The organism is Leptolyngbya sp. NK1-12 (genome assembly GCF_032598965.1).
Classification (GTDB): Bacteria; Cyanobacteriota; Cyanobacteriia; order Elainellales; family Elainellaceae; genus Elainella.
The window spans coordinates 648,229-664,794 of the sequence record NZ_CP053586.1; the positions used below are offsets into that span (position 1 = coordinate 648,229).

A 16,566-nucleotide genomic window follows, 5' to 3' on the forward strand; every position below is an offset into this window, starting at 1 on the left:
CTCTCAATATTAGATTTAAAAATTATGAATACGCAGTCAATCTGGATTAAAGGGTTTCTCTATAGTTTGCTAACAGCGTATGCCATTATTACACTCATCCCTTTTCTTTGGGCATTATCTGCTTCGTTTAAGCCGCTTTCAGAAATTATCAGCAGCGAGCTTAACTTTATCCCTAAGCAATTTACCTTAGAGAATTATCGCCAGGTATTCCTACAAGAACCATTATTTTTGCGCTGGTTACTCAATAGTCTAATCATTGCCGTTAGCGTGACGCTGCTCAATCTAATCTTCAACTCGATGGCAGGGTATGCCTTGGCGCGGTTACGGTTTCCCGGACGTCAGTTTTGGTTTTTTTTGATTTTAGCCATACTGGCTGTACCAATCCAGGTCACGCTAATTCCTACATTTCTGATTCTCAAAGCTTTAGGCTGGCTGAATTCCTATCAGGGTATGATTGCGCCAGTTATGGTCAATGCCACGTTCATCTTTCTGATGCGGCAGTTTTTCGTCAGCTTTCCGCACGAACTAGAAGAGGCAGCAGCACTTGATGGTTTGGGCCAATTTGCTACCTTTTGGCATATTGTGTTGCCGCTAGCGAAACCAGCCTTAGCGACTCAAGCAGTCTTAGTATTTATGGCAAGCTGGAACAATTTTCTACTGCCACTTGTGATCTTGTTCGACCCAGAGATGTTTACCCTGCCGTTAGGATTAAACACTTTCAAAGGTAACTACATCAGCTACTGGAATTACATCATGGCCGCATCAATGATCTTTACCCTACCTGTGCTGGGTCTTTATGCATTTTTCAACCGCTATCTGATTGAAGGCATCACTTCTACAGGTGGGAAAGGCTAGCCATCGGGCCAAAAGATTGAATCAAACCGACGGTCATGACGCTTCTGCGGCTTGAATCTGGGCATTGGCCTCTCGCTGTGCTTGCTCTAGAGCTTGCTGTAAGGGCTGTTGTCCCAACATTGCGCTTAAAAATTGGTTGTTAAACGAATTCATTACCGCACTGGGATAGGAGCCAATCTGCCAGGGAGTGGCGTAACTGACCCCGGCAACCAAAGCGGAGCGCAGTGGGTCACGGTCATACTGCAATTGGGCCGCGACTGATTTGCGCGTGGGCAACGCAAAGCCGCTGCTAGTCCAGTCCTTCATGCCTTGCTTCCCAGTTAAATAGGCGATCAATTGCCAAGCTTCGGCTTTGTGCTGGCTCTGGCGGTTCATCACATAGGCCACTGTGTATACCATTGTGCCGGGCTGCTGGTTCAGGGTCGGAACCTCTGAGGTGGCAAAGGCCAAATCGGGAAACGTGTCTTGCAAAAAGGGAATTGCCCAGTTGCCCTCAATCACCATTGCGGCCTTGCCCTGCCCAAACTGCTCGCTGCCCGAACTGCTGCCCACATCGGCTGGCTGTACAAAACTTCCCTGCGACCGATATGGGTTCACGATTTGGGCTAACCCCTGAGCAGCAGCCTCAGACCCATAGGCGGCATAGCCGTTGGCATTCACCATCTCACCCCCATAGGCGCGGATCACGTAGCCCAGCCGCGGTAGTTCAGCCATTACTCCAAAGCCGTATTGATCAATTCGGCCATCCTGGTTGCGGTCAATCGTGAGCTGTTTGGCTAGTGTGATCAGTTCATCCCAGGTGCTGGGAGGTTGCTGAATCCCAGCGTCGGCAAAGGCTTGCTGATTGTAGAAAAGCGCCAGCGTCGAGTAGTCTTTTGGCAAGCCATAGAGTTGACCTTGATGGCGGAACAGATCGAGCAAATTCGGTTCAAAATCTGCCAAGTCAAAGTCGGGCGTGATGTAAGCATCTAGCGGCTCCAGAACATTCTTATCGAGCAAAAATGGCGCTTCAGCCGCTTCTAGGTAAAACACATCTGGGGCGGCATCTCCAATCAGGCGGGTTTTGATTACATCCATGTACTGATCGGCAATGGTTTCGAACCGAACCCGAATGGTTGGATGGGTTGCTTCAAACTGACGCAAGACGGCCTGCAACAACCGCTGTTCAGATGGACTAGCTCCCCAACCGCTCATCTTTAGTGTCACTCCAGAATTGACTGCCGTTCCCTGACAGGCCCAAACCAAACCTAGCGTTAAAACTACCAAGAGGAATAATTGTAAGCGGCGATATCCCATAGACAATTCTTCCGAGCGGGTGGTGTGTTAGCTCAGCATCAACCTCTATTTTCTTAACAGCCATTCACGTGAAGCGCAAAGACACGGAGCATCCATTGAGTTTTAAGCATCCCAAATCTAGCATAGCGATTTCCCCAATCAAATTGCCGTTTGGGGGCTGTTAATTTTCATGCTTGCTCTTTACCCTAATTCACCGGAATTGTTCTATCACCACCTCCATGGCAGTTCTGCCGAAATACGCCTACGGAAACCGTTGCCAAAGTTTTGTTGTCACAAATAGATTTGTCACAAGTAGATTTGTCACAAGTAGATTTGTCACAAGTAGATTTGTCACAAATAGATTTGTCACAAATAGATTGCCAGAAATAGATTGCCAGAAATAGATTGCCCAAAATAATCTGAGCAAGCGGTTACAATGAGTGTTTAAATGTTTTCAGTTCTTAATCTAACCACCCCAGTTATTAAAACCAGTAGAACCAGCAGTGAATCTTGCAGTTGACGCACCTCCTCCCGATGATTCGCTCGAAGCTTCCCTAAGCTTGGCAATTCCAACATTGCCCCAAAGCGAACTTCCATCCCAGACTCAAAGTCCCAGTGATGCTAGAGCTGCAATTCGCCGCAGTTTGCACGCCTCAACACTGGATGGCGTGTTTGCAGCTGTGTTCTCGAATGCAACCGGTGGAGCAATTCTGAGCGGTTTCTTCTTGGAATTGGGTGCAAGTTCGAGTCAAATCGGGCTATTGGCTGCGATTCCCATGCTAGCCAACCTGTTGCAGCCCCTGGGAGCCTATATCTCCGAACTCACTACCAGTCGCCATCTCTATTGCCTGTGGATTTACGGCGTTTCTCGCTCGCTGTGGCTGTTTTTGGCTCTGGCCATTGGCTGGACAACTTGGCAGCACGGTAATTTGCATTGGCTGCTGTTGGGTACGCTGGTCGTAGCAGCAGCGAGTCATCTATTAGGTGCATTGGGCAGTGCTGCTTGGATGAGCTGGATGGCTGTGCTGGTGCCGCGACGAATCCGAGGACGTTATTTCGGGTTTCGCAATAGTGCTGCCAATCTAACCAATCTGATTGCTATGCCGCTGATGGGCTTGCTAATTTCCCATTGGTACGGTGGTTCTATCCAGGGATACAGCGTGGTTCTTGGTTTGGGAATTGTAGCAGGAATCATTAGTTTGGCTTTTCAGGGGTTCATGGTTGATGTAAATCCTCAGGTGCAACACAATCTTGCCGCCACACCAACTACATCAGATGAGACCACCTCAACTTCAACGCAAACATCTCTAATCGCATATCTAGTATTTTTCACCGGATGGACCTTTGCGTTTAACCTCAGCGCTCCTTTTTACAATCTTTATTTGTTTAATGCGCTGCATCTCGATATTAGTTTGGTAATGCTCTACAACAGTCTGAGTGCGGGAGCTAACCTAGCGCTACTGATGCTGTGGGGCAAATTAGCCGATCGGTTTGGTAACCGGCCAATTTTGCTAAGTATGGGCATTCTGATGGCAGTGTTGCCTTTATTATGGTTGGGGACCGGAGCTACCCCCTGGTCAATTTGGGTCTGGTTTCCGTTGCTGCATATTTTTTCCGGAGCCATTTGGGCCGGCGTTGATCTATGCAGCAGTAATTTGCAGATTGGAATTGCGCCGATGCAAAAACAATCCGCCTACTTTGGGCTAGTGGCCGCTCTTGCCGGGATTAGTGGAGCTTTTGGAACCATCGCAGGCGGCTTTTTAGCAGAAATCGACTTGATTGGCGGTGTGCTGGGCTTATTCGCACTTTCCAGTATTTTGCGGTTAATATCGCTGTTACCGCTTGTATTTGTGCAGGAACGCCACGGTCAACCCCTCAGCCAACTGATGCGAATGCTGTTCCCAAAGGTAGAAGCAACAGAACAAAAGCTTACGGGCATTTAGTCGCTAATCATAGCTATACCTAGCCTACTGCTTTGCCTTTGAGCAGCAGTCCAGGCAAATAACAGCATATCTACGGATCTTGCTTCTTCATAACCAATTCTATTCATGGAACCCACTGAAGGAGCTTGGGGTGTCATCTACCTATGGTGGTAATTACAGGCACTAGTTGAGCTATCAATTTACAGGCTTCCACTGCACTTTGAACGCTTCACGCAAAGCATGGCGACGGCACAGTGATCATTGCTCACCGTCAGCCAGATTTGTGCTGGGGCTGCATTGGGCTATTGCTCGTTAAGTTGTGTTGGATGCAAAGGGATAGTACTTAGCTACCGCTACTTGTATTCCGGAGTAATGGATTAACTTATGATCTGCTCGCATAACCCTGACTTAAAAAATACTGATTTGGCCGCCAAGGGCTTCACACTAGTTGTAATTGACCCCAGCATCACAGACTACACAACGTTAGCCGCTGCCGTCGTTTCGGAAGCCGTTGCCTTAATTTTAGATAGCAATCGGGATGGCGTTGAGCAAATCAGTGAGATTTTGCAGCAATATCCCCAGCAATATCCCCATACTACAAGCCTGCATATTGTTTCTCATGGTGCACCAGGCTGCGTGTACTTGGGCAATAGCCAACTCAGTTTGGCTACTATCCATCGCTATGCGAATCAACTCCGGAACTGGCCCGTTTCTTCTCTATTATTGTATGGTTGCAACGCGGCGGCGGGTGACGCGGGCGAAGAATTTTTAGCAAAACTGCATCGGACGACGGGCGCAAACATCGCAGCTTCTTCTACCCGCATTGGCAGTGCAGCTCAAGGCGCTAACTGGGAGCTAGATGTCCAGGTTGGCGAAGCATGTGGCCCGCTGGCGTTCACGTCCCAATTACTGCAAACCTATACGGGTGTTTTTTCTTTAGAACTCCGAGTAGATCTATCGGATCGAGCCGCGAATCCAACCGGAAATTGGAACGTGATTCCCAGTGCAGGTACATTTAATGCCCTGAAGGATTTCAACAGCGGCAGTGCCACTGATATCAGCCTAACCGTTGAGAATGTTTACATCGAAGTCGATTCGAACCAGTGGTTTGCCGGTACCACAGACTGGATTGATGGCAATGCGGGGGTAGATAACTTCTGGGGCCAGAACACGCCGCTGGTCGCTCGCTTTGCCGGGTTTACAGCAGGCAAACAATACCGAATCGAAGTTGTCTCTGCCACCAATGCGGGAGGCGTTAGCTCGGATGTGCAGGTGCAGGGCAGTTTTGCGAGCCGCAGTAGTGATGGACAAGGTGGGCTGGGCGACGACTGGAATGGCAATCTCGGCCTATACCGTTGGTTGATTTGGGATACTGTAACCGCAAATGCCAACGGTGAGATTGTCGTTACTAGTGGGCCGGGTGCTAATTCCCCCTCTGGATTGAGTGTACTTAACGATATCCGGATTGTTGAAATCACGAACGCTGCTCCGACTGATCTAAGTCTCAGCACCACTGCCATTGATGAAAATGTATCTGCAAACACTACTGTAGGTACCTTCACTACCACCGATCCGGATACGGGTAACACTTTTACCTATAGCTTGGTTGCTGGTACAGGCAGCACGGACAATAACGCATTCACCATTGTTGGCAATGAGCTGAAGATCAAAGATTCGCCTGACTACGAGCAAAAATCCAGCTACAGCATTCGTGTGCGCACCACTGACCAAAATGGCGCAACGTTCGAGAAGCCGCTAACCATTACGGTGAATGATGTCAATGAAGCTCCGGCAGGTCCGTTAGAACTGCGAGTAGACCTATCAGATCAAGCTGCTAATCCCGCCGGAAATTGGAATGTGATTCCCAGTGCAGGCACGTTCAATGGTCTGAAGGATTTCAATAGCGGCACGGCAACTGGTATCAGCTTAACCGTCCAGAATGTCTACACCGAGGTTGGATCGAACCAGTGGTTTGCCGGTAACAAGGACTGGATCGATGGCAATGCTGGCTCTGATAATTTTTTTGGTCAGAACACTCCGCTGGTCGCTCGCTTTGCCGGGTTTACTCCGGGCAAGCAATATAAAGTTGAGGTGGTTTCTGCCACTAATGCTGGTGGAATTAGCTCGGATGTGCAGGTGCAGGGCAGTTTTGCGAGCCGCAGCAGTGATGGGCAAGGTGGATTAGGCGACGACTGGAATGGAAACCTTGGCTTATACCGCTGGTTGATTTGGGATACTGTAACCGCGAATGCCAACGGTGAGATTCTAATCACCAGTGGGCCAGGTGCCAATTCAGCCTCTGGGTTGAGCGTGCTGAATGATATTCGGATTGTCGAAATCACAAACGCTGCTCCGACTGCTTTAGGTCTCAGCACCACTGCTGTTGAAGAGAATGTGCCGGCGAATACGGTGATTGGCACCTTTACGACGACCGATCCAGATACGGGTGATACCTTCACCTACTCGTTGGTTTCCGGTGAAGGAGATACCGATAACAACGCCTTCACGATTGTTGACAATCAACTGAGAATCAAAAACTCTCCCGATTTTGAGACCAAAAATGTTTACGATATTCGGGTCCGCACCACTGATCAGAAGGGGTTATCCCTTGAGCGCACGTTTGCCATCGAGGTGAGTGATGTAGATGAGACAGGTGGTAATGGCGGCAATAACGGTGGTAATAACGGTGGCAATAACGGTAATAATGCTGCACCGACTGACCTAAATCTCAGCAGCAACAGCGTCAATGAGAATGTTCCTGCAAACGCTACTGTTGGTACGCTCTCTAGCGCGGATCCAAACGAGGATACCACCTTTACCTACACGCTGGTTTCCGGCGAAGGTAGTACTGATAATAACTCCTTTCTGATTATTGGAAATGAACTGAAGCTAAAGTCTTCACCGAATTTCGAAGCCAAATCGAACCTCAGCATTCGAGTCCGCACGACTGATCAGGGTGGTCTCTCCTTTGAAAAAGTGCTGGCCATCGCGGTCAACAACGTTAATGAGGCACCAACCGACCTCAACCTCAGCGGCACCAGCGTGGTTGAGAACGTAGCCGCTAATACAGTCGTCGGAACCTTTGCAACCACCGACCCCGATACCGGCAACACCTTCACCTACACGCTCGTGTCTGGGGCTGGCAGCACCGACAATGCCGCCTTCTCGATTGTGGGTAATCAACTCCGCATCAATGCATCTCCCGATTACGAAGCCAAATCTTCCTACAATATCCGGGTCCGCACCACCGACCAAAACGGGCTTTCCTTCGAGAAACCGCTCACGGTCACGGTACAAGATGTTTCGGAATCGTTTGTTCAGTATGTTGCCTCTGCCGCAGCAGATGGTTTGCAAAATACACTCAACAAACTGCAAGAGGTACTCAACAATCAGTTGCTGCAAGCCAATCTACCGATTGTGGGCAGGCTCACTGGCGCGATTCCCAGCTTCCTCCACAGCATTCGCGATAGCCTGATACCCGCGATTCGCACTGCGAATAACCTGACCTATGAGGGCATGCAGTCCCTGCTGAATACACGGCTGAAGTCGCTGTTTCCGGGTGTGCAAATTGTCGGCAATGCCAACTCCAACGAGAGCACCTTTGAAGTTACGCTGACGCAGCAGCAGCAGGTAAATCGGCTCGCGAGCGATCTGGCTATGCCGGGATTGGGATTGAGCCGAGTCGCGGTTACGGGTGGCAGCCCTCAGGGCAGCTTGAATACCAATTTGAAATTAGTGTTTGGCTCCCACAAGGATCACGGCTTCTTTATCGACACCAATCGCACCAGCCTCAACTCCAAATTAGATGTTGGCTTAGGTAATGGATTCACGGCATCTGGCCGCATGGGGTTGTACAAGGTTCGGCTCACCGATGACGCCAGTAACCGCACCAAAGCGGAAGCGACCTTCTCGACGCGCCTGAGAGACATTGACAGCCCCGGAACTAACGATGGTGAGCGTCTGACTACGACTGAGCTACAGCGCAATTTCAACAACACTCAGCTCACCAATGTGTCCCTCACCAGCGATCCCAACCTGGGTCTGAGAATCAATACCGATATGGGCAGTGCCGCTATTCCAGGCATCAACACCACCCTGCGCGGCGACATTCCCAATCTCACGTTCACCAATACTCAGTTGGTCGGTACTCCCACCACGACCTTTGCCTTCACCAACACGGAACTGTCCCTCGGTTCAGTCGCTAACAACGTCGTCCTGCCGACGCTACGAGCAATTGACCGCGTCATCTCGCCAATGCGCCCGGTGATCAACCTGCTGTCCTATGACCTCAAATCGATTGGGGTTGGCTATCTATTCCCCGATGTTGACGGAGATGGCAAATCCACCATCATGGACATGGCCGGAGCAGCGGGCGGCAGAATTGGTAGCTTCTTGAACGCGATCAAAACCATCTCGGACTTGAGCCAGCGGGCAGCCAGTAGCACTGATACAGGGTTATTACTAGGTTCGTTCCGGGTGGATAACTTCAATCCCTTTGGAGCAACCAACAGTATTCGCAGTGGCAATGTGGTTCAAACCAGTTCGCCATTAGGGATCGATTCTCAGTTGGATCGGGCCGGTAGTTCCGGTGGGTTAATCAAAGACTTCAAGCGGCTTTCTGGCATTAAGTTCAACCTGTTCGATTCTTCTAGCAATGCGGTCAAAATGCTGATCGGCCAGCCGGTCACTCTGTTTACCTACGATTTGCCGGAATTGGCGCTCAACTTCTCGGTTCAGAAAGAGAAAACGGTTACACCCTACCCAGTGGTATTCTCTATCGGCGGCGGGATTGGCATTTCGGCAGATCTGGCCTTTGGCTACGACACCTTTGGGCTACAGCAATGGGCGGATGCCGACTATGCCACCAGTCAAGCTGCCAGAGTCTTCAACGGCTTCTATGTCAGCGATCGCGCTAATCCGGACGGCACAGGGGCAGATGTTAACGAGTTCAAGCTCGATCTATCACTCACACTGGCCGGGGGCGTCGGCATTACCTATAAGCCAGCCGTGTCGCTCTGGGGTGGTCCATATGGCGAATTAAAGGGCGGTCCGCGCTTTGACCTCAATGATCGCAACAACGATGGCCGAGTCAGAGGTGACGAGCTGTTTGCTGGTAATCCGGTTAACTTTGCCGGTGTCTCTGTCGATGCCGAACTGGGGGCAAAAGTCACGGGCAGCCTTGGTCCTTTAGAAGCGACGCTGGCTCAGCTCACCTTCATCGATACGGAACTGTTTAAGTATGACGCCAGAACTGGCAGCATCGAGCTATTCGGTTTACCAGTTCGCGATCTGACCAACATGGTGCGAGAAACCGTAGATCGGATCTATGGCGGTCTTCGCGATCTCGCTGCTCGATCGGCCCAACTGGCACTGGAAGCCGCAAAGAAGGCTGCTACAGTGGTTGTGAATACGGGTAAACAAGTCGTCAATACGGTTACTAATACCGTTAAGAACACAGCGAAGAAGGTTTTGGGCTGGTTCAGAAAAGATCCGATTGCTGACGCCACCGTTTTCTTTGACGCAAACTTTAACGAGATTCAGGATGAAGGTGAACCGTTTGGCACCACCTTCTCGGATGGTAGCTTCGCCTTTGATCTCGATCTCAACCTCTTTGATACCAACCAAAATGGACGAATCGATGCGTCAGAAGGCCAACTCGTGGGCGTAGGCGGTTACGACACCTATACCGGCCTGCCGCAAACGATGCCGTTCACTGCTCCCGCAGATGCCATTGCCATCAACCCAGTCACAACCCTTGTGAGTCAGATGCTCAAGCAGGGACTCAGTCAATACGAAGCCCAGATGCAAGTCGCTGAGGTGTTAGGTTTACCCCCCGGTCTCGATTTTGGCGGCTTCGACACCATGGGGGCAATTGCTGAAAATGATGGCTTGGGCGGCACCGTCGAGATGGTCTATTCTCAGATCAATAACGTCCTGGTGCAGACTACGCAACTGTTGGATGGGGCTTCGAATCTACCAGTTCAACAGATCCGAGAACAGGTGATCAAGGCGGTTGTTGCGCAAATCCAGCCAGGGACAAAACTCAGCCTCAGCAATGCGGCTGATGTCCAGAAAATTCTGCAAACCTCGGTAGCCAATCTCCAAACTCTCGACGCAAATCCGAAAGCGCAGAAGCTGCAAGCGTTGGTCGATGAAGTGGCTCAAGTCATGGCAACGGGCAACCAGCGGTTAGAGCAGATTGCCGCCAAGGGCGACCTGAAGAATCTACTGCGGGATCTGAGTGTGGTCCGCAAGGTGATGCTGAGTAAAACGGCTGAGGATCTTAAAGCCCTTGGAGCAGGCGAAAAGCAGATCAAGGAATTCATGGCCGAAAACATGGGCAAAGCCTTCGACAAACTCGTGGCAGAGGCTGTACGAGGTCTGACCAACGGCACTGATCAAGCCGATTTCCTACGGGGTAGCGACAAGAGAGACCGCATCAATGGGCGGGCTGGCGATGACCGCATCTTTGGCGTGGCGGGGGATGATCGACTGTTCGGCGATGAAAATAATGATGATCTGTTTGGTGAAGCAGGTAAGGATCGCCTAGAAGGTGGTTTAGGTAACGATAAACTGAACGGCGGCTTGAATCGCGATCGACTCGTGGGCGGCGATGGCAATGATGTGCTGGCTGGCGGTGATGCTGCTGACCTGCTCTTGGGCGGTGCCGGACGGGATCGCTTCAGTCTTGGTCTGGGAGAAGCTGGCCGCGACCGGATCCTGGACTTCACAAAGCAGGACATTCTAGAGATTGTGGGTCTCGCTAGCATCACTGACACTCCAGTCGGTAAGGCGATTAATCGCAATAACTTCCGTTTGGGCAGCAAAGCAGGCGACAGCAACGACTTCCTGATCTATAACGCTAAGAAAGGAGCACTATTCTTCGATGCCGATGGTAACGGTGCACTGCCACAAGTTCAGATTGCTAAACTAGCGGCTGGCGTAACGCTGACTCCGCAGAACGTGGTGGTTGCCTAGGGATAGCACAAACCATTGCAGCGGGCAGTTTAGCCCGATCATTGATCCAGTTCATTTAATTTAGGATTAGTTGAATCTAGGACATGGCAAATGCTGTGTCCTTTTTCGTTGTATAACTTGTTGAATAGGCAAAATTGAAAAACTCCTGGAGGATGAAGCCAGGAGTCAGAGAGGTCTAGTATTTTCGGAACGCAATCGAAACGTAGGAAGGATTTTGATTAAACGAGTAGGTGAGTTGGCTTAAGGATATCGAGTTAATTGAATCGAATCAATTCCACTCAAGCCGTTTCAATCAGCAAATCCAGGTTACACTCCTACAGGAGTCTTGATTTGCTGATTCACATTAGAACCATCAGCCGCCAATGCTTCCCCTTCAATGAACGAACGCAGCATCCATGCCATTTCTTCGTGACCTTCCATCAGACCAGTCAGGAAGTCAGCCGTACCTTCATCATGGAATTCATCGCTGCATTGATCAACATGCTGACGTAGGTTGCGAATAACTTGTTCGTGGTCGTTCACCAAGTTGGCAACCATTTCTGTCGCAGTCGGCACGCGGCCTTCATCCTCTTTGATGGAAGCCATTTGCAGGAAACCAGTAGCGGTTCCAACCGGATAACCACCCAGGGTACGAACGCGCTCTGCAAGGCTATCAATTGTTTCAGTCAGGGTTTGATACTGCTCTTCCCACATTTCGTGCAGCGAACGGAATTGTGGGCCTACCACATCCCAGTGGTACTTCTTCGTTTTGATCAAAAGCAAGTATGCATCAGACAAATCTCTGTTGAGCAGCTCGACTACACCCTGGCGCTGCTCTTCCGTCAATCCAATGTTCAGCTTACGCATTGCTTTGAAGTCTCCGTTTTTACTTTGCTTTTCACTTTGCTGTATCTATTCAACCGATTTCCTAGGCAAAGAACATCGATCGCAAGGGAGAAAGTCAACGTTACAGCCAGATGCCCATCTATACTAGGGCGTACCTCCCTAGGGAGTAGACAGTTCGGGATTAACTTCGGGCAACTCGACGCTAGGCTGGATTTGCGGTGGCTGAATTGAAGTTGCAATCAGCGGTGTGGTTGCTGCCTCAGCCAGAGAAGGCAACCAGGTTTGGCGCAGATGGGCAATCGCGTTTTCTTTTTGGCGCGCTTCGATTTCGATCCATTTGACGCGGTGATAGGCACTGGGCATCTGGGTAATGTAATCGCTGTGGCGCGGATCATGCAGAAATTCGCGGCCATTGGAAATATGCACCAACTGCCATTCGGGGACCGGCCAAGTTTGGCGAGATGCTGCTACTAAATCGACCACACTCCCATCTTCATAGCTCTCTAGGCGGTCGTGGATCAGGTGGTGATGAGCATCAAACACCATTGGCACTGAGGCGGCTTCGCAAATGGCTAGCATATCGGTTGCGCCGTAAGTGTACTCATCATTTTCGAGCGTCAGCCGCAGCCGAATCCCATCGGGCAACTCGCGAATCACCTGCACTAGCCGTTCAACCCGATCTCCTTTGCCACCGTGGATGTTCATGGCTGCCCAAGCCGAACGCGGTAGCCCCATCCAGTCAAACAGGCGGGCGTGGGCGCTAAGAATCTTAATGCTATTGGCGATTACCTCAGGACGGTCGGAGTTCAGCACTACAAACTGATCCGGATGCAGCACCAAGCGAATTCCTGCTGCCATGGCCTGCTCCCCAATCTGCCGCAGGTCGGTTGCCAATTCGGCCAGCACTGCCCCGCCCATCGGTTCATCGGAAAAAGGAAATACCGCTGAACTAAGCCGGTAAAGTCGAATCGCTTCACCCTGACAAAAACTCACCGCACTGCTGAGGCGTTTCAGATTTTCGGCATACAGGGTTCGCAACGCCTGTTCTTGTTCGGGCAGGGCAAGTTGCAGCAGCCGTTTGCGCGTCATGGCTCGGAACCGCACCCGATCTGATACGGTAATGCAAACCAAGCCTAGTTCAGGTGGCTGAACCGCTACGGCTGGTTGAAGCGCTAAATCCATTGCAAATTGTTTCCTAAAATAGGGATTGATTAATCTCTATCTCGGTAAGGGCTGACTCGAAAACTGGCTTTGGACAGAACTGGAATTTTATAATTTAGACGCTGATATTGTGCAGGCGTTTTGGCAAAACGCCTCTACGCGAACGCTGACGGATCAACCGGAAATGCTGCATTGTACAGGCGTTTTGGCAAAACGCCTCTACGTCTGGCTGATTAACTGGATTTGATATTATTGATTGATTTATCGACTCAACTCCTGCTGCAATTTGATTTCGATATCCCTGACAGCAGCTTCAGCAGGCTTTTCTCCTTTCAGCAGTTTATGAACTTCTTCAAAATAAGCTTTTGAAATGGCTGGGTAACTCTCGACAATCTGGGGAGAAATTCGCGTTACAGCATTGGTAATGCTCTCACGTAAATCCAAATTTTTAGGAAAGTTTAGCTCCCGCAGCATGGTTTGATCCTCGTAGAGGGCATTCCACACGGGTAGCTTGCCAGTCGCAATTGCCAAATCCTTCTGCGTCTCTTTCTGGGTGAGAAATCGTACAAATTCAATCGCCGCTTTCTTCTGTTTATGCCTAGTCTCGGCATTGACAATCAACTGCCAGCCTCCCAGGGTAGCAGCAGGGCGGGCGTTCATTCCATCTCCTTGCGGTAACAGCGTAACGCCAACCCTATCGCCCTCAGCCGCCCAACTCGCTTCCTGAGAGGCTCGATAAGCATAGGGCCAGTTCCGCATGAAGGCTGCGTTGCCCTCCATCCAGGTATCAAACGTTTTGCCTTCATCAAAGCTGGTGGAATTTGGGGGTGAAATGTCGCCAATCCAGTTTCTGGCTCGCTCAAACGCCGCAATTGTTTGGAGATTGTTGAGGTTGGCCTCGCCCTTGGAATTGATAATCGTTGGGTTGCCATTCGAGGCTTGCCATTCCAACGCGTTGCAGGTCAGCCCTTCATAGGCTTTGCCTTGCCAAATAAAGCCCCAGAAGTAGGGATTAGTCTCTCGTTCACCCTGCTGAATCACCCTAGCGGCGGTTTCTAGATCGCTCCAGGTCCTGGGAGGTTCTGGGATATCGTACTTTTTCAGCAAATCCTTGCGATAGTAGAGCAGCCCAATATCAATATGCCAAGGGATTGCCACTAATTTGCCATTGATTGTGTTGTTGACTGTAATGGCTGGAATGAACTGCTTTTGCACCTCCTGGAGGGCGGAAGTCAGATCCGCCGCATATTGCTGCATAATTCCAGTCCAGGCCAAATCAATGGTGAACACATCAACATCATTGATTGGATTGGTTCTCCAGTGATCGATGTGCTGAGGCGCGTCGAACTGCTTGAGATAGGCTTCGAGGCGTTGGGTGGCATTGGCAGGAGCTGGAATAATCATCACCTGTGCTCCCGTTTTTTGCCCAAAGCGCTCAGCAGTGCGCTGCTCCCAGTCGGCTGACCGTCGTTGGTCCAGAGTTTCGGGTGCTGGCTCAGTCGATAACATTACTTTGATGGTGACATTGCGAATATCTTGCTGATAGTAATGCCCAAATAGCCAGAGGCTGGCCAACCCACCGAGGAGAATCACCAACCAGATCAACCAGTTTTGCCGCCAATTCTGCCCATAGCTGGGATGCTTCCGCATCAACTGCACAATCACCAGTGCGGTAATGGCAACCAACCCAAGGGATACTGCATAATCTAAAATCACATAGCTGTTTAAATTGAGCAGCAGCGCTAGGGCCACCAAAGCACTGACGGCAGCCAGCTTCGACTCAAATCTGGAGTTATGTTGGTCTAAAGCCCAAAGTGCTCCGAGAACAAACAAGACCAAAGGTCCGATGTAGGTAACGAGGGGTCGTGCTGTCTCAAAGAACTGTTCCATGACCGAGTCTTTCCACACAGAGAGCAAGATGACGCTTGCTACTGATTCGGCCTCTACAATTGCTCCCTATAGCCGTTCCCTACAGCCGTTTGGTAGTTGAGTGCACCACGACTGGTTCATTCGAGGTTGAGGGCACCGTTTGATGCAGAATCGAATGGTAGTAGGGCTGCTTGCCGCGGGGCGTCACCTTCCAGCTATTATTGCCCCGCAGGTGGTCATAGACCCCAACGATGGCAATCACATTTTTGAAGGTGATGTAGGGAATCAGCAACAGCATGTGCTTGATGTAGTAAGAAACCGGATAGCGGATCGCGCCAATTTTCGCGGTGACTAAGGTTTGACAAACACCGCTAAAGAACGAGAGCAGCGTACTGAACCAGAGGTAATGACTGATTGTGGTCGGCACCGCGGTCCGATGCAGCGATAGGCTGATCATCAACGGAATAATCTGAATCGCCACCAGCGAGTAGAACTCACAGTAATAGAGCAAATAGGTCCAAAAGACCTTCTGCAATGAGTTGAGCTTATCAGACCTCCAGACATGACGCTGGTACTTCAATCCTACCTCCAGCCAGCCCTGTGCCCAACGCTTGCGCTGAAACCAAAAGGAGTAGAGATCAACCGGAGCCAGTTCGGTACTGATAATGCTGCGGTCATGCAAAATCCGATAGCCGTTGAGCAGGGTACGCATTGAGGCGTCGATGTCCTCAGTCAGCATGACGGGGTTAAACCGGATGCGCTTTAGTACCGAGGTGCGCCAGTAGCCATTCGAGCCACCAAAGATGCTGGAATCGGTCAGGAACGACTTGGCGGCGTGGATGATGCCATACATCATCTCGAACTCAATCGCCACGGTTTGGGTCAGCAGGTTTTGATCGTGGTTGCGGATAATGCTGCGGCCCTGCACCACGTCGTAGCCCTGGTCGATCCAGTGCCAGGCGCGAAAGAAACAGTCGGGGGCTGGATGATGATCGGCATCTAAGATGCAGGTAATCTCGCCGGTGACGCTCTCAAACGCGGCATTTAGGTTTTCGGCCTTGGAACGGCTGCCTTCTACACGGACGAGGCGCAACTCAGTGTAGAGCTGCGCCAGACGCTGAAGTTCCTGTTCAATCGGCAAATCAATCGGCGTGTTGTAGGCCAGGATGACTTCTAGGCCCCCTGGCGGACGTTCCACATTCAGCAAAATGTATTCTAGCGTCTCAAGAATGATGTCCTGTTCGTTAGGCAGGTAGGCCGCCACTAAGAAGGAACATTTAGGAACGGGGGCTTTGGGGTAGGGTTGTCTGGATCCTCCGACGCCTAGTAAAGCTTTTGCAGCGTAATAGGTTTGGTGGACCCTATTTTTGTCTTTCTTGTAGTCATCGGTAGCAAAGCGACGAAACACAGCTGAGGAAGACTCGATCAGCAGCATGAAAGCGCTAAACAAATAAAAAGTTGCAATCACTAGATGTATGCCGGTCAGGCTCCATCCACCCAGCCGCAAACAGTAGAAAAAAATTGCTGGAATCCCGATTAAAACGACGTGGGTGAAAACTGCCTTATGGATTTCAACCGACCACTTCCTCACTTCCCTTGCCCTCCTCACTGTGAAAAGAACCGCTGGCTATCGAGTCTACAAGATAGACGGAACTTTCGCTCATTCCTTTAACTCAGCGGC

Annotated in this window: 9 protein-coding genes; 4 read left to right on the plus strand and 5 right to left on the minus strand. The window is 50.5% G+C overall.

What is annotated here, in order from left to right; translation table 11 throughout:
- Nucleotides 1–24 precede the first annotated feature (24 nt).
- Nucleotides 25–855: a carbohydrate ABC transporter permease gene (locus HJG54_RS02290; protein WP_316433119.1), complete on the plus strand. Its 831-nt coding sequence runs from the start codon at nt 25–27 to the stop codon at nt 853–855.
- A 33-nt stretch (nt 856–888) separates the two neighbouring features.
- Here HJG54_RS02290 and HJG54_RS02295 read toward each other — a convergent pair whose 3' ends face one another.
- Nucleotides 889–2,151 (minus strand): ABC transporter substrate-binding protein, encoded by a 1,263-nt coding sequence (locus HJG54_RS02295; protein ID WP_316433120.1) that lies wholly within the window; start codon nt 2,149–2,151, stop codon nt 889–891.
- A 267-nt stretch (nt 2,152–2,418) separates the two neighbouring features.
- On the opposite strand from HJG54_RS02295, the gene HJG54_RS35340 reads away from it, so the two are divergent.
- From HJG54_RS35340 to HJG54_RS02305, 3 genes are all read left to right on the plus strand, one after another.
- Nucleotides 2,419–2,520, plus strand: coding sequence for a pentapeptide repeat-containing protein (locus HJG54_RS35340; RefSeq protein WP_420717315.1), 102 nt, complete (start codon nt 2,419–2,421; stop codon nt 2,518–2,520).
- Between the two features lie 113 nt (nt 2,521–2,633).
- Nucleotides 2,634–4,073 carry an MFS transporter gene (locus tag HJG54_RS02300; protein ID WP_316433121.1) on the plus strand — a complete coding sequence of 480 codons (1,440 nt, stop codon included), beginning with the start codon at nt 2,634–2,636 and terminating at the stop codon, nt 4,071–4,073.
- Between the two features lie 363 nt (nt 4,074–4,436).
- Complete coding sequence (locus HJG54_RS02305) at nt 4,437–11,030, plus strand: DUF4347 domain-containing protein (protein WP_316433122.1); 6,594 nt, start codon at nt 4,437–4,439, stop codon at nt 11,028–11,030.
- 306 nt (nt 11,031–11,336) lie between these two features.
- Here the strand turns inward: HJG54_RS02305 and HJG54_RS02310 are convergent, their stop codons facing one another.
- From HJG54_RS02310 to HJG54_RS02325, 4 genes are all read right to left on the minus strand, one after another.
- Nucleotides 11,337–11,876 carry a Dps family protein gene (locus HJG54_RS02310; protein ID WP_036001367.1) on the minus strand — a complete coding sequence of 180 codons (540 nt, stop codon included), beginning with the start codon at nt 11,874–11,876 and terminating at the stop codon, nt 11,337–11,339.
- Nucleotides 11,877–12,014: 138 nt separating this feature from the next.
- Nucleotides 12,015–13,037, minus strand: a complete 1,023-nt coding sequence (gene uvsE, locus HJG54_RS02315; protein WP_316433123.1) for a UV DNA damage repair endonuclease UvsE — start codon at nt 13,035–13,037, stop codon at nt 12,015–12,017.
- A gap of 240 nt (nt 13,038–13,277) precedes the next feature.
- Nucleotides 13,278–14,906 carry an ABC transporter substrate-binding protein gene (locus tag HJG54_RS02320; protein ID WP_316433124.1) on the minus strand — a complete coding sequence of 543 codons (1,629 nt, stop codon included), beginning with the start codon at nt 14,904–14,906 and terminating at the stop codon, nt 13,278–13,280.
- 79 nt (nt 14,907–14,985) lie between these two features.
- Nucleotides 14,986–16,476: a glycosyltransferase gene (locus HJG54_RS02325; protein ID WP_316433125.1), complete on the minus strand. Its 1,491-nt coding sequence runs from the start codon at nt 16,474–16,476 to the stop codon at nt 14,986–14,988.
- Nucleotides 16,477–16,566 lie beyond the last annotated feature (90 nt).

Bases quoted from the DNA above. Each gene is read 5' to 3' on its own strand.
- HJG54_RS02305 (WP_316433122.1), top strand. From the start codon at position 4,437: ATGATCTGCTCGCATAACCCTGACTTAAAAAATACTGATTTGGCCGCC.
- HJG54_RS02290 (WP_316433119.1), top strand. From the start codon at position 25: ATGAATACGCAGTCAATCTGGATTAAAGGGTTTCTCTATAGTTTGCTA.
- HJG54_RS02310 (WP_036001367.1), bottom strand. From the start codon at position 11,876: ATGCGTAAGCTGAACATTGGATTGACGGAAGAGCAGCGCCAGGGTGTA.
- HJG54_RS02295 (WP_316433120.1), bottom strand. From the start codon at position 2,151: ATGGGATATCGCCGCTTACAATTATTCCTCTTGGTAGTTTTAACGCTA.
- HJG54_RS02320 (WP_316433124.1), bottom strand. From the start codon at position 14,906: ATGGAACAGTTCTTTGAGACAGCACGACCCCTCGTTACCTACATCGGA.
- uvsE (WP_316433123.1), bottom strand. From the start codon at position 13,037: ATGGATTTAGCGCTTCAACCAGCCGTAGCGGTTCAGCCACCTGAACTA.